At 64.4% G+C, this 18,787-nt stretch carries 12 protein-coding genes; 4 read left to right on the top strand and 8 right to left on the bottom strand.

The features are described 5' to 3' along the window. Positions 1–104 precede the first annotated feature (104 nt). Together ACYVHT_RS19335 and ACYVHT_RS19330 are read right to left on the bottom strand one after the other, a co-directional pair. A complete protein-coding gene (locus ACYVHT_RS19335) occupies positions 105–1,676 on the bottom strand; it encodes an ABC transporter permease/substrate-binding protein (protein ID WP_460555885.1) in 1,572 nt (523 codons plus the stop codon). Then, positions 1,664–2,821 carry an ABC transporter ATP-binding protein gene (locus tag ACYVHT_RS19330; protein ID WP_460555882.1) on the bottom strand — a complete coding sequence of 386 codons (1,158 nt, stop codon included), beginning with the start codon at positions 2,819–2,821 and terminating at the stop codon, positions 1,664–1,666. Before ACYVHT_RS19330 ends, ACYVHT_RS19335 begins: the two co-directional genes overlap by 13 nt. Positions 2,822–3,031: 210 nt before the next feature. Between ACYVHT_RS19330 and ACYVHT_RS19325 the strand changes: the two genes are divergently transcribed. Further along, entirely contained in the window at positions 3,032–4,687 is a 1,656-nt protein-coding gene (locus ACYVHT_RS19325; protein WP_460555879.1) for a M28 family peptidase, read from the top strand. A gap of 110 nt (positions 4,688–4,797) precedes the next feature. Here ACYVHT_RS19325 and ACYVHT_RS19320 read toward each other — a convergent pair whose 3' ends face one another. Next, positions 4,798–5,682 (bottom strand): pirin family protein, encoded by an 885-nt coding sequence (locus ACYVHT_RS19320; RefSeq protein WP_460555876.1) that lies wholly within the window; start codon positions 5,680–5,682, stop codon positions 4,798–4,800. A gap of 299 nt (positions 5,683–5,981) precedes the next feature. On the opposite strand from ACYVHT_RS19320, the gene ACYVHT_RS19315 reads away from it, so the two are divergent. Further along, on the top strand, positions 5,982–7,100 hold the full coding sequence (locus ACYVHT_RS19315; RefSeq protein WP_460555874.1) for a glycoside hydrolase family 43 protein: 1,119 nt from the start codon (positions 5,982–5,984) through the stop codon (positions 7,098–7,100). A gap of 65 nt (positions 7,101–7,165) precedes the next feature. Here ACYVHT_RS19315 and ACYVHT_RS19310 read toward each other — a convergent pair whose 3' ends face one another. Next, positions 7,166–10,849: a PKD domain-containing protein gene (locus ACYVHT_RS19310; protein ID WP_460555871.1), complete on the bottom strand. Its 3,684-nt coding sequence runs from the start codon at positions 10,847–10,849 to the stop codon at positions 7,166–7,168. A gap of 305 nt (positions 10,850–11,154) precedes the next feature. On the opposite strand from ACYVHT_RS19310, the gene ACYVHT_RS19305 reads away from it, so the two are divergent. Beyond that, a complete protein-coding gene (locus tag ACYVHT_RS19305; RefSeq protein ID WP_460555868.1) occupies positions 11,155–11,577 on the top strand; it encodes a BrxA/BrxB family bacilliredoxin in 423 nt (140 codons plus the stop codon). Between the two features lie 172 nt (positions 11,578–11,749). Then, the gene (locus ACYVHT_RS19300) at positions 11,750–12,085 is read left to right on the top strand and encodes a hypothetical protein (protein ID WP_460555866.1); all 336 of its coding nucleotides are present in this window, start codon (positions 11,750–11,752) and stop codon (positions 12,083–12,085) included. Positions 12,086–12,087: 2 nt separating this feature from the next. Here the strand turns inward: ACYVHT_RS19300 and ACYVHT_RS19295 are convergent, their stop codons facing one another. The 4 genes from ACYVHT_RS19295 to recQ all read right to left on the bottom strand — a co-directional run bounded on the left by ACYVHT_RS19295 (position 12,088) and on the right by recQ (position 18,526). Next, the gene (locus ACYVHT_RS19295; RefSeq protein WP_460555863.1) at positions 12,088–12,588 is read right to left on the bottom strand and encodes an EamA family transporter; all 501 of its coding nucleotides are present in this window, start codon (positions 12,586–12,588) and stop codon (positions 12,088–12,090) included. Between the two features lie 78 nt (positions 12,589–12,666). Continuing rightward, positions 12,667–14,736 carry an OmpA family protein gene (locus ACYVHT_RS19290; protein ID WP_460555860.1) on the bottom strand — a complete coding sequence of 690 codons (2,070 nt, stop codon included), beginning with the start codon at positions 14,734–14,736 and terminating at the stop codon, positions 12,667–12,669. A 51-nt stretch (positions 14,737–14,787) separates the two neighbouring features. After that, entirely contained in the window at positions 14,788–16,062 is a 1,275-nt protein-coding gene (locus ACYVHT_RS19285; protein WP_460555857.1) for a tetratricopeptide repeat protein, read from the bottom strand. Positions 16,063–16,321: 259 nt separating this feature from the next. After that, the gene (gene recQ / locus ACYVHT_RS19280) at positions 16,322–18,526 is read right to left on the bottom strand and encodes a RecQ family ATP-dependent DNA helicase (RefSeq protein WP_460555854.1); all 2,205 of its coding nucleotides are present in this window, start codon (positions 18,524–18,526) and stop codon (positions 16,322–16,324) included. Between the last annotated feature and the right edge of the window lie 261 nt (positions 18,527–18,787).

Genomic DNA, 18,787 nt, shown 5'->3' with positions numbered 1-18,787 from the left:
TCTGTCATCCTGAGCTTGCGAAGGACCTTATCAATCGGCGCAATCGTGATAAGGTCCTTCGCAAGCTCAGGATGACAGCTGAAGATGACAGCCCAAAGCCTGCGCTACTGCCGCAGGTACCCGCCCAAATCCGACACGCTCACGATGCCCAGCGCCCGCGCCTGCTGCCCGCGCATGAGCAGCGCGTAGGTATTGTTGAAGCCCAACGGGGCCAGCCATTGCAGCCCGAAGCGGCGCCGGAACTCCTGGCGCACGTAGCCCAGCACCGCCGCCGGCCGCCCGCCCAGCGAATCGACCACGGTCGGGCGCGGCTGCAGCAGCACCAGCAGGCCGGTGCCGGTGTATTCGGGGTACATGTCGATGGCGCCGCTGCGCAGGGCTTCGAAGCAGATGGTGGTGCCGCCCAGCCCGGTCTTGGTTTCCACGGCCAGGTCGGTAGCGCCCCGGATGAGGGCCGCGTACATTTCGATGAGGATGTACTGCTCGGCAAAAATCTTCGAGCCCAGCCGCACCACCGGGGCCCCTGCTGCGGCCGGGCGTGGGGCGCGCCACAGCCCGCGCTGCTTCAGAAACGCCTCGGCAATGGCTTTGGGGGCCTGATGCAGGTAGTCGGCCCGGTAGTTCAGCTCCGTCATCACCGAGTCGGAAATCTGCCCATCGAGCCGGGCCAGCACCGGCACCAGCTCGGGGTGCGCGCGCAGCAGGGCGGGGCGCACCACGGGCACGGCAAAGTAGGGCGGAAACACCCGGCGGTCGTCGCGCAGCACGCGCAGGCCGTAGGCCCGGATGCGGCCGTCGGTGCTGTAGCCGTCTATCACGTCCACGTTGGCGTTGCGGGCGGCTTCGTACACCAGCGCAGGGGCCAGCACCACGCTGGGCAGGCGCGCAAGGCCGTAGCTTTTGGTGAGGCCCGGCAGGCCATCGGCCCGGCCCACAAACTCGGGGCTGAAGCCGGCCAGCAGCTTGCCGGTGGCCCGGGGCAGCAGGTAGAGCCCGCCCAGCAGCGGCAGCGCCACCAGCAGCGCCGTGCCCACCTGGCCCAGCCGCCGGGTGCTCAGCCTCTGCACGCCGCCCAGCAGCGCATCGAAGGCCAGGGCCAGGCCGGCGGCGGGCAGCGCCCCGGCCAGTATCATCACGGGGTTGTTCAGGGCGATGCCGCCGAAGATGAACTCGCCCAGCCCGCCGGCCGCCACGTAGGCCGCCAGCGTGGCCACGCCTACGTTGATGACCGTGGCCGTGCGGATGCCGGCCATGAGCACCGGCAGCGCCAGCGGCAGCTCCACCTTGCGCAGCACCTGCCCGTCCGTCAGGCCGAGGCCGCGGGCGGCCTCCACCACCGCCGGCGGCACGCCCCGAATGCCCTCGAACGTGTTGCGGATGATGGGCAGCAGCGAGTACAGAAACAGGGCGAAGATGGCCGGCTTCGGCCCAATGCCCATGAGCGGAATCAGGAAGCCGAGCAGGGCAATGCTGGGCACCGTCTGGAGCACGCCGGCCAGGCCCAGCACCGCCGGGGCCCAGCGCGGCCGGCGCGACAAAAACAGCCCCAGCGGCACGCCCAGCAGCACCCCCAGCAGCAGCGAGCCCGCCGTGAGGCCGATGTGCTGCACGGTTTGCTGGCCCAGCTTGCCGGCCTGCTCGTGCCAGAAGGTGAAGAGCGCGCCTAGCGTTTCCATGCGTCCTCCTCTCGTTGCAGGGCTTCGCCGAAGGCCGCCATGAGCTGCGCCACGGTGAAGGGCGCGTCGGCCGCGGCGCCGGCGCCGGTCAGGGCTTCCAGGGCCTCGTGCACGGTGGTGGCGGGAGCGAAAGCAGGCGCGTTTTTCGCTCCTGCCAATGGTTTTGCGCCAGCCGCTTGCTTACTTGCGGCGGCGAATGGCTGGCTGCCCACCGGGTTATTTACCCCACCCTCCGAATTATTTACCAACAATTCGGACGTATGTGCCGGGCCTGTGGTTGAGCTTGGCCCCAAGGTGTGGTTTTGTGCCGCTGAGTGGGGTTTATGTACCGCGGCGCCCGGTTTATTTACTTCAGCGTTGCCGAAAACATCATGCAGCGTGAGCGTACGCAGCTGCAAAGCCAGCCGCTCAGCCGCAAAAAAGCGCCGCACAAAGTCATTCGCGGGCCGGAACAGCAGCTCGCGCGGCGTTCCCAGCTGCTGAATCTGCCCGGCATCGAGCAGCATGATGCGGTCGGCCAGCTCGAAGGCTTCGGTCACGTCGTGCGTCACCAGCACCACGGTTTTGCTCCGCAGCTCCTCCAGCTCCCGAAACTCGCGCCGGATGCCGGCCCGGGTGATGGGGTCGAGCGCGCCAAAGGGCTCATCCATGAGAATAATGGGCGGGTCGGCGGCCAGGGCGCGGGCCAGGCCCACGCGCTGCTGCTGCCCGCCCGACAGCTGCGCCGGCAGCTGCCCGGCATACCGCGCCGGCGGCAGGTGCAGGCGGGTGAGCAGCGCCGTGGTGCGCGCCGCAATGGCGGCCGGGGCGTGGCCCAGCAGGCGCGGCACCACCGCAATGTTCTCGGCCACGGTGTAGTGCGGCAGCAGGCCCACCTGCTGAATGACGTAGCCCATGCCGCGCCGCAGGGTTTCGGCGGGCTGCCGGCGCACATCGAGGCCGTTGATTTCGACGGTGCCGCCGTCGGGCTCAATCAGGCGGTTGAGCATTTTCAGCAGCGTGGTTTTGCCGCAGCCGCTGGGGCCCAGCAGCACCAGCGTTTCGCCGGCCGCCAGCTCAAACGACACGTCCTGCACCACGGCGTGGGCCCCGAAGCTTTTGCGAAGCGCGGTGGCGCGAATGACGGGCGGCGAAGAATCGGGCATGGGATGGCAGGGAGGAGCAAGGTAAACCCGGCCGGTGCATTTGGGTTAGGATGGGGCGGAAATTACGCTGTAGAGACGCGATACCTCGCGTCTCGTTGTTGCTGATGTTGTTCATTATGAGCAGCAACGCTGAGGAATTAGTCGCTCAACGACGAGACGCGAAGTGTCGCGTCTCTACAGTGGTTCGGTGGCGCTGCGTTTCTTTACAGCATGAGATTTTTCCGTTTCCTTAGCTTTTTCAGCAGCCTGCTGCTGGGGGCCGCCGCCCACGCCCAGGCCCCGCTCACCGTCCCGAAACCCGTGGCCACTGCCCTGGAGCAGGTCCGGCCCGCCGACATCAAAGCCCACATTGCCTACCTGGCCGACGACCGCCTGCAGGGCCGCAAAGCCGGCACGCCCGGCTACCAGCTGGCCGTCGACTACGTGACCCGGCAGCTCAAAACCCTGGGCGTGCAGCCCGCCGGCGAAGCCGGTACCTACCTGCAGAAAGTGCGCCTGCGCCGCGCCTTTCTGCGGCCCGGCGCGACGTTTGAAGCGCGTGACGCGCAAGGCGCGGCGCTGCCCCTGGCCGCCGGCCCCGACTACGTGCTCTACCCCAGCCCCGAGCTGCCCGCCACCAGGGTGAAAGACGCGCCGCTGGCCTTCGCCGGTTTCGGCATCAGCGCCCCCGAGCTGGGCTACGACGACTACGCCGGCCTCGACGTGCAGGGCAAAGTGGTGCTGATTGTGCGCGGCGCGCCCCGCACGTTTGCCTCCACCGTGGCCTCGGCCAGCCAGGATTTGGCCGGGCTGCTGAAGGCGGCCATCCGCCACGGCGCCGTGGGGCTGATGGTGGCCTCGACCCACGCCACGCCGCCCGCCAGCGTGAAGGCCGGCACCAACAGCGTACTCGGGGCCGATGGCAAAATAGCCGTGTCGCGCACGTTCGCGCCCGGCAGCCGGCAGCAGTTCTACGCGGCGGTGAGCTCGGTTGCGCTCCAGCGCTTCCTGCAAACCTCGGCCCTCGATACCACGGCGGTTTTTGCCGCCATTCGCAGCGGCAAGCCGGCCTCGGTGGTGCTGAAAACCACTGTTTCGGCCAGCGCCGAATCGACGTATCAGGACTTCGAGAGCTACAACGTGGTGGGCAAATTTGCCGGCTCCGACGCCCGGCTGCGCGACGAGTACGTGGTGCATTCCGCCCACCTCGACCACCTCGGCATCACCGCCCCGGTGAAGGGCGACTCCATCAACAACGGCGCGCACGACAATGCCTCGGGCGTGTCCTGCGTGCTCGAAATCGCCAAAGTCTATTCCCGGCTCAAAGAGAAGCCCCGGCGCTCGATGCTGTTCGTGTTCATGACCGGCGAGGAGCTGGGCCTGCTCGGCTCGTCGGCCTTCGCGGCCGCTCCCACGGTGCCCAGGGCTAAAATCGTGGCCGATATCAACATGGACATGCCCACACTCATTGCCCCGCTGCTGAGCGTGGTGGCGCTGGGCGCGCCGCATTCCACCCTCATCGAGCCCGTGAAACGCGCCTGCGCCTACATGGCCATCGACCTCGAAAACGACCCCGAGCCGGAGCAGAACCGCTTCATCCGCAGCGACCAGTACAGCTTCGTGACGGCCGGCATTCCGGCCCTGCACATCAAGTACGGCAACAAAACCGCCGACGGCCGCAACAACCTCAGCGAAGCCGTGCAGCAGTGGCGCGCCGTGACCTACCACAAGCCGCAGGACGACATCAACGGCCGCTTCGATTTCGAGGCCGGCCGCAAATACGTGCAGCTCTGCTTCCTCATCGGCTACCAGGTGGCGCAGGACCCGGCGCGGCCGACGTGGAACAACGGCGACTTTTTCGGGGTGCGCTACGCCGGGCAGCGGTAACGAAACGCGCCTGTCATCCTGAGCGCAGCGAAAGACCCTCTCACGCTTGAACGGCTACCGCTCTGACGTGAGAAGGTCCTTCGCTGCGCTCAGGATGACAGGCGGAGTGGTCAGTCGGCAAACTTGCCCATGGCCCCGGCCTCATAATCGGCAATGGCCTGCACCAGCTCCTTGTTGGTGTTCATCACAAACGGCCCGTAGGTCGCCAGCGGCTCCTCAATCGGCTCGCCGGCCAGCACCAGAACGATGCTGTCTTCGGTGGCCGTGAGGCGAACACCGGGCGAGTTCCAGCCCAGCACCACCAGCTGCTTGGTGGTGGCCGGGCGGCCGTCGTAGAGCTGCACCGCGCCCTTCACCACGTAGAGGCCCACGTTGTAGTCGGCCGGCAGGTTCAGCGTGAAGTCGGCCCCGGCGCGGAGGTGCACGTCCAGCATGGTGATGGGCGAGAACGTGCTGGCGGGGCCGGCCACGCCCTCGTAAGTGCCCGCAATGACGCGAATGGTGCCTTTGCCATCGGGCGTGGGCAGGGTTTTGATGTCGGCCGACGGAATGTCCTGGTAGTTGGCCGGGGCCATTTTGTCCTTCTTCGGCATGTTCACCCAGAGCTGCACCACTTCCAGCGTGCCGCCCCGGCGGGTGAACTCCTTCTCGTACAGCTCCTCGTGCAGCAGGCCCGCGCCGGCCGTCATCCACTGCACGTCGCCGGGGCCGATGTTGCCCGCGTGGCCGGCCGTGTCGCGGTGGGCCAGCACGCCCTGGTACATAATGGTCACGGTTTCGAAGCCCCGGTGCGGGTGCGGCGGCGAGCCCAGCGGCTGCTCGCTCGGCGCAATGGCCATCGGTCCGATGTGGTCGATGAGCAGGAAGGGGCTGAGCTGGCGAATGCGCGGCCCCGGCATGGGGCTCGTCACCTGGAAGCCGTCGCCCACGGCCTTGCGGTTGCCATCAATTATCTGAAAGATTCGGCGGAAATCGGTGGCCGGGAGAGTGTCCATAAGCAGCGAGTGAAACAAGGTGGAAGGTCCGCGCACGGCGGCTGCCTGCTAAAAGTGTTTGGGGGCAAAATAGTTATCGGCTGTGCCCCGGCAAGCCGGGTTTTTTACCAGGGCGAAAGCCGGACTATCGGAATCGGTTGCGGTAGTTTGCGGCTAAAATGGGTTAAAAATCAAATGGTTGCGCGGATGAAAGGCGCATCTATCTTTGCGCGAGCTCCTGCCTGGCTCCACATTGGCTAGCCATTAGCCCAAGGCTGTGGCCGGAGCTTTTTCCGCGTTTTCAATCCCTAAAATTCCCCATGCGCAACCCCTTGAAATCGAAAGCCCCGGCGGCTGTCCTCGCCGCCTCGCTGGCCCTGCTGGCCGCCTGCCAATCCACCGAAACCAAGCAGGAAACCACCACGACCACCGCCCCCGCCGAAGCGCCCAAAGCCGACACCGCCGCCGCCAAAAAGTACCTGTCGCAGCCGCTCATCAGCAACATCTACACCGCCGACCCTTCGGCCCACGTCTTCGCCGGCAAGATTTACATCTACCCCTCGCACGACATCGAGGCCGGCATTCCGGAGAACGACAAGGGCGACCATTTTGCCATGAACGACTACCACATTCTGTCGCTGGACAGCGTGGGCGGCAAGGTGACGGACCATGGCGTGGCCTTGTCGGTGAAGGACATTCCCTGGGCCGGCCGCCAGCTCTGGGCCCCCGATGCGGCCTTCAAAAACGGCACCTATTACCTCTACTTCCCGGTGAAGGACAAGCAGGACGTGTTCCGCATCGGCGTGGCCACCAGCACCTCGCCCAGCGGCCCGTTCAAGGCCGAGGCCACGCCCATTGCGGGCAGCTTCAGCATCGACCCGGCCGTGTTTCAGGATACCGACGGCAAGGCCTACATGTACTTCGGCGGCCTGTGGGGCGGCCAGCTGCAGCGCTGGCAAAAAGGCACCTACGATGCCAACGCGCCCGAAAAAGAGCCCAACGGCGACGTGCCCGCCCTCAACGCCCGCGTGGGCAAGCTCGCGGCCGACATGAAGCACTTCGACGGGCCGGTGCAGGAGCTCAAAATCCTCGACGAAGCCGGCAAGCCCCTGCTGGCCAGCGACACCAAGCGCCGCTTCTTTGAGGGCGGCTGGCTGCACAAGTACAACGGCAAATACTACTTCTCCTACTCCACCGGCGACACCCACCTGCTGGTGTACGCCACCAGCGACAAACCTACCGGCCCCTTCACCTACCAGGGCGTCATCATGCAGCCCGTGGAGGGCTGGACCACCCACCACTCCATCATCGAAGTGAAAGGCAAGTGGTACATCTTCTACCACGATACCCAGCTGAGCGGCAAAACCTGGCTGCGCAACATCAAAGTAACCGAGCTGAAGCGCCGCCCCGATGGCAGCATCGAAACGATAGTGCCGTAGCCTGAAATTGAAAAAAGGGCCGGACGCTCAGCGCCCGGCCCTTTTTTCTGCCTGAAAGCAACAGGCTACTCCAGCACAATGTGCCGGGCGGCCAGGGTGCCGCTGGCCGGCACGTAGAGCAGGTCGTAGAGGCCGGCGGCCAGCGTGGGGCGCAGGGTGCGCTCCAGAGCCACGCCGGTTTGCTGCACCTGCTCCTGCCACACCACGCGGCCCAGGGCATCTACCAGGCGCAGGCTCACCTGGCCAGTGTAGGCGGGCAGGCGCAGGTTCAGAGCCGTGCCGCTGGGCGTGGGGTTGGGCCAGGCTTCGAAGCCCACGGCATCGGCCGCCGAGGCCATGGAAAGCACCGTGCTGTTCAGCTGCACGTTGTCGATGTAGAGGTTGTTGCCGTGGCCGTTGCGGCCCACGAAGCGGATGACCACCCGGTTGCCGATGTAGGGCGTCAGGTCCACGGTTTCCTGGCGCCAGTCGGCCGCCGTGGCGGGCACGAAGCCGGGCACGCTGGTGCCGGTGGGCAGCGTGCCCAGCGCCCCTTTGGCGTAGGGCCGGCCCAGCACGGCCCCGGTGCAGGCATTGGCAATCTGCACGATGAGCGAGTCGTTGGCGGTAACCGGCCCGCCCGCCACGCTGGCATAGGGCCGGTAGGCCACGTCAAACCTGAGGGTGGGCGTGGCGTTGGTGGGCAGGCTGTAGGCTGCCGTGTACACCGCCGGATGGGTGCCTACCGTGGCATCGGCCGCAAACTGAGCCACCCCGACCCGGCTGGCCGTGCCAATACGCCCCACCACGTTGTCGCGCAGGGCCCAGGGCAGGGCTGGGGGAGGCGTCACCAGCGACCAGCCAGGGGGCAGGGCTGCCGCGGCGTTGAAGGTTTCGGTGAAGGACGAGGGTAGCGGGGCATCCACCATCACGACGATTGAAGTCGTAGTGCTGCCAAACGCATTGCTGACGGTGAGACTGACCGTGTGCGACCCGGGCGTGGCAAAGGTTACCGCGCGCGGGTTCAGCGCACCCGAAGTGGCGGGTGTGCCGCCCGCAAACGTCCACGAGTAGGTGTCGGGGCAATACAGCGCCGAGCTGGCGAACGTGACCGAATTGCCGCTGCAAATGCTGAGACTGGAAGCCGTAATGGCGGCCACCGGGGCCCGGCTGTTTATCACCACCAGGCCGGTATCGATGCGGGTCACGGTGCCGGCCGCGTTGGTCACGCTCAGCGTCACGCTGTGGCGGCCGGGCGTGTTGTAGGTAATGAGGGGCGGCACCCGCAGCGTGGACGTGGCGGGCGTGCCCCCGGCAAACGTCCAGGCCCAGGCCGTGGGCCGAAACAGCGACGAGTCGGCAAACTGGACCTGCAGGGCCGAGCAGCCCGCCGTAGGCTGGCTGTAGGTGTAGAGCGGCACCGCCGCCGGGTTGCGGCTGCCCACCACAATGTCATCAAAAGCCCGGCCGGGGCTGTTGCTGAGGGCAGCCGGTATCACGCCGCCCCGGCCGTAGCGCTGAAACCGGATGCGGATGTCGTTGCCCAGCGTCAGGCTGTTGGCTGTGGCGAAGGCCGTCAAATCCACCGATTTGGTTTGGAAAGTCGTCGTCGCATTGGTGCCGGTCAGGTCGATGATGCGGTACCAGTTCAAGCCGCCATCCACGCTCAGTGCCACGCCATCGGTGTTGCTGTGATTGGGAAACTGCACGGGCATGGCCTCATCCGTTTCGGTGGCAAACTTGCGCTCCCGGAACGTCAGCCGCAGGTCGGTGGCCGTCGCGCCTTGCAAAAACAGCGTGGCCTCGCTCAGCGAAGCCGAGTTGATGTAGGGATAAGAGTCGAGCAACAGGCTCTGGATACCCGAGGCTGGCGCCTGCGTCGATACCTGAACCCGCCCGGCGGCGTAGCCGTCCACCTGCCAGCTCACCGGCAGGGCTCCTTTTTCGAGGTCTTCCGTCACGGGCGGCGTGGTGGCCACCAGCGGGCCGTACAGGGTGGTGAAAGCATCCAGAAGCCCGGGGCCGGTGTAAGGGTCAGTGGCTGTGGTGTTGGGCAGCAGGCGGGTGCTGCTTACCAGCCGGCTATATACTTGGGTAGGCGTGAGAGTAGGCTCTGCGGAAAGTAGCAGCGCGGCTACGGCTGCCGCGTGCGGGGCCGCTGCCGAGGTGCCGAAAAAGTTGGCAAACCCGTCTCCCTCGTAGTCGTAGCCGAAAAACGTGGTATTCGTGCCGTCGATGGCGGCAATGTTGGGCTTTTGGCGGGTGGTGAGCGTGGTCAGGGCCGCCCCGGTCGGCGAGAACAAAAACGGCAGGGCCCCGCCTTTCGAGGTGAAGCCTTCTTTGGTTTGCAGGTTGTAGTAAGGCACCGCCGCTACGGACATGGCCGCGGCGGCCGTGTTGTGGCCCGTGGTGGTGCTGCTCGATGTGTTCCACTCGGCCACGGGCGGGGTGGCTCCGTTGTTGAAGTTCACGTACTTGACGCGGGTAGGCGTGGCCCCGCCCTTCAGCACGATAACCAGGTCGAAGCTGGTGGTGCCGGTGGTTGCCGTTGTGTTGGTGAAGGAGAAGTATTCGCCGGGTGTTTGGGTGAGCAGGTTGCGCGAGTTGCTGCGCGCTACGGTATCCACCGCGCCGGCGCTGCTCACCGCCAGCAGGTACATGTCGAGGTCCGTTCGCACGCCGCTGGTTGTGTAAAACGGGTCGGACCATTGCAGCACGGGCTTAAAAATGCCCTGGTTGCTTATGGTGAGGTGCTGCGTGAGGTCGGTGGTCGCGCCCGATACGTCGAAGCTGAGGCAGCGTACGCCGTTGGCATTGGCGGCAAACTGTGGGGCGGCATTCTCGTAGCTGTTGTCGGCGTGGTTGCCGGCCGACGAGAAATAGGCCACGCCCTGATTCGTGACTACATCCGTAACGGCCTGGGCAATAACTCCGTCCTGAAAAAACGGCTCGGCGGAGTAGAATACGTCGTCCACAATCACTTTGCAACTGCCACCGGCCGCGCTGGCCAGGTCGCGAATGTGCTGCGCAAATACACCTTCGCCCCCAAAAGCCGTGCTGTAAACCAGAGGCGAGCCAGGAGCCAGGTCATAAACCAGCTGGCACATGCCCCGACCCTCGTCAGAACCGCTGGCCGTCAAATCGGTCAGTACGCGCACCCCGGCGGCCGGCAGGTCGCCCGAGGCGATGTCTGCGCCGGCCCCTCTCAGAAAGTTGAACGAGTCGCTTAGCACGCCAACCGTAACGCCGGCTCCCGTCACCTGCTTGGGGCGGGTGGCGCGGGCGCGGGCCGCTTCCATTCCGTAGTCGGCCTGGCTGGTCACCAGCCCGCCGTTGCTCTCGGGCTTCAGCGAGGCCAGGATGCCCATCAGGCCGTAGCTGCTCAGCGCGTCGGCGGCGGCCAGCTGGCGCACGGGCAGCATGCCCTCCACAAAGTGCAGCTTGGGATACGAGCTGCTCACCTCAAAGCCCCGGCTTTGGAGCTGGGGCAGCAGGGCGTTCACGTCCTTGGCCGTGATGCGGACCAGCACCGTGGGCTGGCCCGCGTGCAGGCCGAAGCTTAACGCCGGAAAACTGGCTTGCAGCTCGCTGGCCGATATGCTGCCCGCCAGCGCATCCAGACGCTTTAGCTCGCTGTCGAGGCGGGAGTTGGCGCGGGCAGATACCTGGTTTCTGGCGGTGATTCTGGCCGGTGCCAACGTGTGGTGGCGGGCCCACAGCGCCTCGGCCGTGGGGCACGGCTGCGTTTGAGCAGTAGCCGATTGGCTCAAAATGCCCCAGGCAGCTAAGCCCAGCAGTAGCCGACGCCGCGGCCGGGAAGATGGTAGAGGTAACCTCATCTGTGTTTATTTATTAAAAAGTGAAGAATAAATTGTGCTGTGTAAGGTATGAGTAATTATGGTAAATTATAGATAAATATTTGTCAATCTGCAATTTTAGCTGGTCCGTAGCGCTGCCGCCTGTTTTGGCTGCCTCATTGCCCGAACCTTTTGGCCGGCTGCCGACTTATGCAAAACAGTCCCGTACTTTTGTTCCCATCTGCGGCCATGCCGCTTTTTTATAACTCATTACGACAATGGCAGTTTATCCCGAATACATGGTGGCCCCCATCCGCCAGGACCTCACCGAAGCAGGCTTCGAGCAGCTCATGACCCCCGAAGCAGTAGAGTCGGCCCTTGCTTCCAACGAAGGCACCGTGCTGGTGGCCGTGAACTCGGTGTGCGGCTGCGCCGCCGCCAAAGCCCGCCCCGCTCTCAAAATGGCCCTCGCCAGCGCCGACAAGAAGCCCGGCAAGCTGGTCACCGTTTTCGCCGGCATGGAAACCGACGCCGTGGCCAAAATGCGCGAGCACCTGCTCCCGTACCCGCCCTCGTCCCCTTGCATCGCCCTGTTCAAAGACGGCGAGTTGGTGCACATGATTGAGCGCTACCACATCGAAGGCTCCGATGCCATGCGCATCGTGAACAACCTGCAGGGCGCATTCGAAGAGTATTGCTAAGCCCGAAGGCTGCGCCAGCAGGCTGAAAAGGCCGCTCTGCCCGCAGAGCGGCCTTTTTTTGTGGCCGTAATTTTATTTAGAATAATTCTAAATAAAATTGGGTCCGTGGGCTGAGGACAATACCTTTGCTGATATTTAGAATATTTCTAAATAGAATCAAGGCTTCCCGATTATGTGCCGCTACCTGCATCACAACGACCTAGGCTGCATTGCGCGCTGCTCTGCCGGCTGCTCTGCCGGCTGCTGCCTGCACCTGTATTTCGGCAACGTGGCCCTGTGCCTGCAACGGGCCGAGCTGGCCGGCTGGCGCACAGCCGTGGCCACGCTTTACGAACAGCACGCCTGCCGTTTGCCCGACCCGCTGGCGCGCTGCATCACCCTGCCCGGGCCGGTTAGCTATCAGGCGTTTGTGTTCAGCCTCGAAGAGGTGTTTCACCTGCACGATTTGCTGATGAGCGCCTCGCTGCTGCTCGAAGCGGAAGCGCTGCTGGCCCCTGCCGCAAATTGAGCTTACGCCGTGGGCTTGGTTTCGTAAATGGTGGTTCCGCTGGCGGGGCGGCCATTTTTGCTGCTGCTTTCCTTTTTGTCGGCCGGCTTGGCCAGGGCAATGAGCAGGGCCCCGGCCGCCATGAAAGCCGCTCCGAGTATCACCTGCCAGGTTAGTTTTTCCTTGAGGAAGAAGGCGGCCATCGACACCGAAAACACCAGCGTAATGTTGGTGAGCGGCGACACCCGCGAGGCGTCGCCGATGGACAGCGCCCGGAAAACCAGCAGCGACGACGTGGCCGTGAGCACGCCCGCCACCACCAGCACCAGCCAGGTTTTGCGCTCAATCTTGCCAATTTCGGGCAGCAAATCCTGCCACAGCACCGTGCCCCAGGCCACCAGCAGAATCAAGACTGCCTCGATGGCGAACACCAGGCTGGGCGGCACATCTTTGATGGCGGCCTTCGACAGCGTGACCACGGAAGCGGAGGCCAAAGCCGCCAGCAAAGCAAAAACTATCCACATAAGCACGGGCAATACCCGCCAGATGCAGCGGAGAAACGTGCTTATCCATACGCGCGCCGGCGGGCGGAGTTCAGGCCATCAGCGCGCTACCACCTTGAATTCGGTGCGGCGGTTGAGCTGCCGGCCGGCCTCCGTGGTGTTGGAGGCCAGCGGCACCGTGCCACCGTAGCCGGTGGCCGTGAGGCGCTCGGGCTTGATTTTGTGCTCGATGAGGTAGGCCATGATGGCCTGCACGCGGCGCTGGCTTAGGTCCTGGTTGGCGGCGGGGTCGCCGGCATTGTCGGTGTGGCCGGCCAGGTGCAGCTTCAGCTTGGTGTCGTTGAGCAGGCGCACCAGGCGGTCGAGCTCGGCCGTGCTTTCGGGGCGCAAGGTGGCCTTGCCGGGGTCGAAAAACACGTTGTTGAGCACGATGTTGGAGCCCGCTTCGGGGCGTTGCATCCGAATGTCGCGCTTGTTTTCGGCGTAGCCGGCGGCGGGCGGCAGGTTCACGTTTTCAGACTGCGAGAGGTAGCCCTCCTGGCTCACCACCAGCCCGTAGTTGGTGCCCGAGGGGAAGCTGAGCAGGTATTTGCCATTCGGCGTGGTCTGGAACGAGCCCAGCACCTGGCCGTTGGCGTTGTCGATGACTTCCAGCCGGGCCGGCACGGGCTGCTGGTTGGCAATATCGGTCACGGTGCCCTTCAGCAGCGTCACGGTGGGGGTGATGACGGGCACCGCCAGCGCGGGCCGGGGCTGCCGCACCAGGCGCGGGCGGGCGGCCAGCAGCCGGTCGTCGTGGTTGATAACGGCCTGCTTCTCGGCCCCCAGAAAGGTGATGCGGTAAATGTCCTGCCCGCCCAGGCCGCCGGGCCGGTCGCTGGCAAAGTAGCCGTAGCGTCCCGAGGCCGTGGTCACCAGAAACATGTCGTCGTTGGGGCTATTGATGGGCGAGCCCAGGTTCTCCGGCGTGCTCCATTTGCCGTTCTCAAACACCGATTTGAACAGGTCGAACCCGCCCATGGTGCCGTGGCCCTGCGACGAGAAAATCAGCGTCTTGCCATCGGGCTGCATAAATACGCCTTCCTCATCGAAGGGGGTGTTGATGGCCGCGCCCAGGTTCACGGCCGGCGTCTTGCCATCGATTTCGGCCTTGTAAATGTCCTTCCCGCCCAGGCTGCCCTCGGGCTTGTCGCTCACGAAATACACGTAGCGCCCGTCGGGCGAGAACGTGGCCGACGTTTCGCGGTACTTGGTGTTGATGTGCGCGCCCAGCGGGTGCGGCTTGCTCCAGCCGGCGGCCGAGAGGCGGGCTTCGCTCAGGTCGTCGGCTTCGTCGTCGGTGTGCAGCAGCAGCCGCTGCCCGTCGATGGATACGGCCACGGCCTGGTCGGCCCCGTTCGTATTCACCGGCGCGTTGAGCACGCGCGACGGGCCCCAGGCCCCACCGCTGCCCGTGGCCATGTAGATGTCATCGGCAAAGCCGTGGCCACTGCCGGCCCTGGCCCCGCCCATGGCCCCGGCCCGGCGCGAGCTCAGCAGCAGCACCGACTCATCGGCCAGCACCTGCGGGCTGTGGTCGTCCTCCGGCGAGTTCACCGTTGGGCCCAGGTTATCCACAAACAGGCGCACGGGGTGCTGCGTCAGGTGTTGGCCCACCTTGCACTCGGCCAGCCGGCGGGCTACGTCGGCGGCGCTGGCGTCGGCAGGGGCCTGGCCCTTCTTAGCGGCCGCGGCGGCGGCCACCGGCTTGGCGCGCTCAAATTCCTTGATGGCTTCGGTCCAGCGGGCGCTGAGCTGGTAGGCGCGGCCCAGCACGTAGTGCGCCTGTGGGGCGGCGGGGCCGGTTTCCAGCTCGGCGGCTTTTTGCAGGTAGGGCAGGGCGGTGGGCACGTCGCCGGCGTGCAGGTAGCAGTCGCCCACGCGCAGGTTCAGGGCGCCGTTGTTGGGGTTGATTTTCTGCGCTTCCAGAAAATGCGGCAGCGCGGCGGCGTAGCGCGGCGGGGCGGCTTTGTAGTCGTCGTCGCCGCTGCGAATGGCCTTCTGGGAAATTTTCAGCAGCTCCTTGTTCGGAATGTGAGCGGCATCGAAGGGCACGTTCTGGCCATGCGCCAGCTGAATTGCCCCCGCAAAAAGGGCCGACAGAAGCAGGGAGCGAACAGGAAAAGCCATGCGGAAGCAACAGGTAAAAAGGAACGGATAGTAAGCGCGGCAAGCCGCTGGCTAGGGCTTGGAAACGGCCTGGGCGTTGTCCGTTTCGGGCGTCGAAATCATGGGCGGCGGAGCCGCGCAGCCCGAAACCGTGGCGTAGCTGCTGCCGGCCTCAATGCCCAGCTCGGCCGCCTTGCGCCAGTCCTGGCAGGCTTCGTCGGGCTTGCGCAGCATCTCGCGGGCGTGGCCCCGGTTCAGGTAGGCCTCGGCATATTTCGCGTCGAGCGTGAGAGCTTGCGTCGCATCCACTTCGGCTTTGGCGTATTCCTCCAGCTTCAGGTTGGCCGCGGCGCGGTTGTTCCAGGCCACCGCATACTGGGCATCCAGCAAAATGGCCTGCGTGAAATCGGCCACCGCGCCCTTGAAATCCTGCTGCTCGAATCGGGCGCTGCCCCGGTTGGCGAAGGCCAGCGCATCATCGGTTTTGGCCTTGAGGTAGGTATCGTAGTCGTGCAGCGCCTGGGGCATCTGGCCGGCGCGGTGCTCGGCAGCGGCCCGGTTCAGCAGCGCCGACAGCAGCGTGGGCTGCAGGGCCAGGGCCGTGGTAAAGTCAATAACGGCCTCGGGGTAATTGCCCAGCTGCAGGTTGGCACAGGCCCGGTCGTGGAACGCCAGCGCATCCTTGCGGTCGGCCTTGATGGCCCCGTCAAAGTCCTCGCGGGCCGCCTGGTACTCGCCCCGCTCGAAGCGCAGCAGGCCCCGCCGGTACCACGCCGGCCCAAAGCTGCTGCCGCCCTTCATGGCTTCGGCATAGTCCTTCTCGGCCTCCGCGGGCTGGTTGTTCGCCTCATACGTCTGCGCCCGGCCCAGGTAGCTGGCATAGTCGGTGGGCACCAGCCTGATGGCCTCGTTGTAGTCGGCCAGCGCGGGCGCGTATTCCTTCAGCTCGAAGTGTGTGGCGGCCCGCGAGGCGTAGGCCGGCGCGTGGTCGGCCTTGGCGGTAATGGCCGCCGTGAAGCTGGTCAGGGCCGCGGCAAAATCCTTGCTCTGGAAGCTGGCGAGGCCGGTTTGGTAGGCCTGCTCGGCCAGCTGGGCGGGCGTCAGCACCTGCACCGTATCGGCCTGGGCCACGGCGCGGGCGGTATCGGCGGGCGCGGGGGCCACGGCCGGTTTGCCGGCTGCGGGGGCAGCCGGAGCTTTGGCGGCAGCAGGTGCCGGGCGCGCGGGCACCGGGGCGGCGGGCTTCCTGGCCGGCGTCGTTGTTCCCGCCTGGGCCCAGGCCACTTGTGCGCCCGCACCAGCCCACAGCACCGCGAGGAAGAATGAGTAGCGTAGCACGTTTCCCATAAAAACAATTAAAATGGACGGAAGCAGGGCGACGAAGATATTGCTTTTTCAAATGATTAAAAAATGCATTAAAGCTATTTAATACAGTGAATTGCGATTTGTAGGCCAGCCGTTTAGCCCGGCTGATGCGCCGGTTTTTGGACTGCCGGAGTGCCTGCCAGCGGTCCGAAGCCCTTTCCAGTCAGTCAGGCATAAAAAAAGACCCCGCACCACGGTGCAGGGTCTTTGCTAACTGGAAAAAACGAAGAACGTCGCCGCCCTAATTCGCCACTTCGCTGATGAATTTAATGCGTACCAGCCGCAGCTCTTCTTCGGTAAACTCATCGCCCAGCTCCTTCATGGCCGCCGCAATGTTGTCGGTGCTGGCCGACATGAAGTAGTCGTAAATCTCATCCTGCACTTCTGGCTCCACCATCTCGTCCAGGTAATAGCCGAGGTTCAGGCGGGTGCCCGAGTAGCAGATGTGCTCGATTTCCTCCATCAGCTCGGCCATCGTGATGCCCTTCGACGACGCAATGTCCTCCAGCATCATCTTCTTGTCAATCTGCTGAATGACGTAAATCTTGATTTTCGAGCGGTTCACGGCCGACTTCACCACCACGTCCTCAGCGGTTTCGATGTCGTTGTCTTCCACGTACTTCTTGATGGCGGCCACGAAGGGCGCGCCAAACTTCTGGGCCTTGCCCTGGCCCACGCCCGACACGTGCGTGAGGTCGTGCAGCGAGGTGGGGTAGGTGGTGGCCATCTCCTTCAGGCTGGGGTCCTGGAAGAGGACGTAGGGCGGCAGGTTTTTCTGCTTAGCCACCTGCTTGCGCAGCTCCTTGAGCTGGGCAAACAGCGCCTCGTCGTGGCCAGCGGCGTGCTGCACTTCCTCTTTTTCCTCGTCGGCCTTCTGCTCCTCGTCGAAGTTGTGGTCGCGGGTGAGGGTGATGGAGCGCGGGTTTTCAATGAAATCCATGCCCTTGTCGGTGATACGCACCAGGCCCAGGCTGTCGATGTCCTTCTCCAGGAAGCCATTCAGCAGGCACTGGCGCAGCACCGAGTGCCAGAATTGGGCGTCGCCCAGCTCCTTGCCCGTGCCGTAAATGGGCAAGGCGTTGTGGCCGTAGCTCTCAATGTGCGGGTTGCTCAGGCCCAGCAGCACCTGGCCGATGTGCGTGAGGTTGAAGCGCGCTTCCGTCTGCACCACGGCGCGCAGGGCCAGGCCCACGGCCGCTTCGCCCTCAAACCGCTCCTTGGGGTGCTTGCAGTTGTCGCAGAAGCCGCAGTCCTTCTCCAGCGTCTCGCCAAAGTAGTGCAGCAGCTGGCGGCGGCGGCACACGGCGCTTTCGGCGTAGTTGGTCATCTCCTGCAAGAGCTGGTGAGCGTTGTCGCGCTCGGTCACCGGCTTGTCCTTGCTGAACTTCTCCAGCTTCAGAATGTCGTCGTAGCTGTAGAACATCAGGCAGTTGCCTTCCAGGCCGTCGCGGCCGCCGCGGCCGGTTTCCTGGTAGTAGCCCTCGATGGATTTGGGCGCGTCGTAGTGCACCACGAAGCGCACGTCGGGCTTGTCGATGCCCATGCCGAAGGCGATGGTGGCCACAATCACGTCGCACTCCTCGTTTAGGAAAGCATCCTGGTTGTCGATGCGGGTCTGCTGGTCGAGGCCGGCGTGGTAGGGGCGGGCGCGCACGTCGTTCACGCGCAGCAGCTCGGCAATTTCCTCCACCTTCTTGCGGCTCAGGCAGTAGATGATGCCGGCCTTGCCCTTGTGCTGCTTCACGTACTGAATCAGCTGTTTCTTGGTGTTGTGCTTGGCGCGCACCTCGTAGTAGAGATTAGTGCGGTTGAAGCTGGTTTTGAAGACGCTGGCGTCGTCCATGTGCAGGTTTTTCTGGATGTCCAGCTGCACTTTGGGCGTGGCCGTGGCCGTGAGGGCGATAATGGGCACGTTGCCGCCCAGGTTGTCAATAATGCCGCGAATCTTGCGGTATTCGGGCCGGAAGTCGTGGCCCCACTCCGAGATGCAGTGGGCCTCGTCGATGGCCACGAAGCTGATGGTGCTTTTCAGCAGGAACTCAATGGTGTCGTCCTTGGTCAGGCTTTCGGGCGCCACGTACAGCAGCCGGACGTCGCCGTTCATCACGTCCTTTTTCACCCGGTTCATCTCCGTTTTCGTCAGGGTCGAATTGTACACCTGCGCGTTCACACCAAAGGCCCCGAGCTGGTCGACCTGGTTCTTCATCAGGGCGATGAGCGGCGAAATAACGATGGCCGTGCCCGGCCGCACCAGGGCCGGCAGCTGGTAGCACAGGCTCTTGCCCGCGCCGGTGGGCATAATCACAAACGTGTTGTGCCCCGCCAATACATTTTGGATAACAGCCTCTTGTGTGCCCCGAAACTGGCCGTAGCCGAATACTTCTTTAAGTGTATGTTTCAAATCGGCGGTAATGGCCGGGGCATCCTGGAGGGCAATTGATGACATAGTTAGAAAGCTCTGGTGAAAGGCAACCTAATGCGCGGTTCATAACGAAGATAAGCAATAGCCAATATTCTCCGCATGAAAAATGGGTTTTTTCGTGAATTGTGGAAAACAATTTATTCATATTGGCATTCGGCGTCCCAAGGCTAGGAGCGGTTGCGTGGCCTTGCGCCTGGCCGACGTACAGTAGCCGATAAATAAGCCTTTTCAGCAGCCTGGTCCCCTTCAAAGGCTGTAATTGAGCGCTGGCCCGCTTGCAACGGG

The sequence above is a fragment of the Hymenobacter daeguensis genome, from assembly GCF_054780555.1.
Note: the sequence above shows the minus strand (reverse complement) of the source record. Positions and strands in the feature narration are given on the sequence as shown.

Bases quoted from the DNA above. Each gene is read 5' to 3' on its own strand.
- ACYVHT_RS19335 (WP_460555885.1), bottom strand. From the start codon at position 1,676: ATGGAAACGCTAGGCGCGCTCTTCACCTTCTGGCACGAGCAGGCCGGC.
- ACYVHT_RS19330 (WP_460555882.1), bottom strand. From the start codon at position 2,821: ATGCCCGATTCTTCGCCGCCCGTCATTCGCGCCACCGCGCTTCGCAAA.
- ACYVHT_RS19325 (WP_460555879.1), top strand. From the start codon at position 3,032: ATGAGATTTTTCCGTTTCCTTAGCTTTTTCAGCAGCCTGCTGCTGGGG.
- ACYVHT_RS19320 (WP_460555876.1), bottom strand. From the start codon at position 5,682: ATGGACACTCTCCCGGCCACCGATTTCCGCCGAATCTTTCAGATAATT.
- ACYVHT_RS19315 (WP_460555874.1), top strand. From the start codon at position 5,982: ATGCGCAACCCCTTGAAATCGAAAGCCCCGGCGGCTGTCCTCGCCGCC.
- ACYVHT_RS19305 (WP_460555868.1), top strand. From the start codon at position 11,155: ATGGCAGTTTATCCCGAATACATGGTGGCCCCCATCCGCCAGGACCTC.
- ACYVHT_RS19300 (WP_460555866.1), top strand. From the start codon at position 11,750: ATGTGCCGCTACCTGCATCACAACGACCTAGGCTGCATTGCGCGCTGC.
- ACYVHT_RS19295 (WP_460555863.1), bottom strand. From the start codon at position 12,588: ATGTGGATAGTTTTTGCTTTGCTGGCGGCTTTGGCCTCCGCTTCCGTG.
- ACYVHT_RS19290 (WP_460555860.1), bottom strand. From the start codon at position 14,736: ATGGCTTTTCCTGTTCGCTCCCTGCTTCTGTCGGCCCTTTTTGCGGGG.
- ACYVHT_RS19285 (WP_460555857.1), bottom strand. From the start codon at position 16,062: ATGGGAAACGTGCTACGCTACTCATTCTTCCTCGCGGTGCTGTGGGCT.
- recQ (WP_460555854.1), bottom strand. From the start codon at position 18,526: ATGTCATCAATTGCCCTCCAGGATGCCCCGGCCATTACCGCCGATTTG.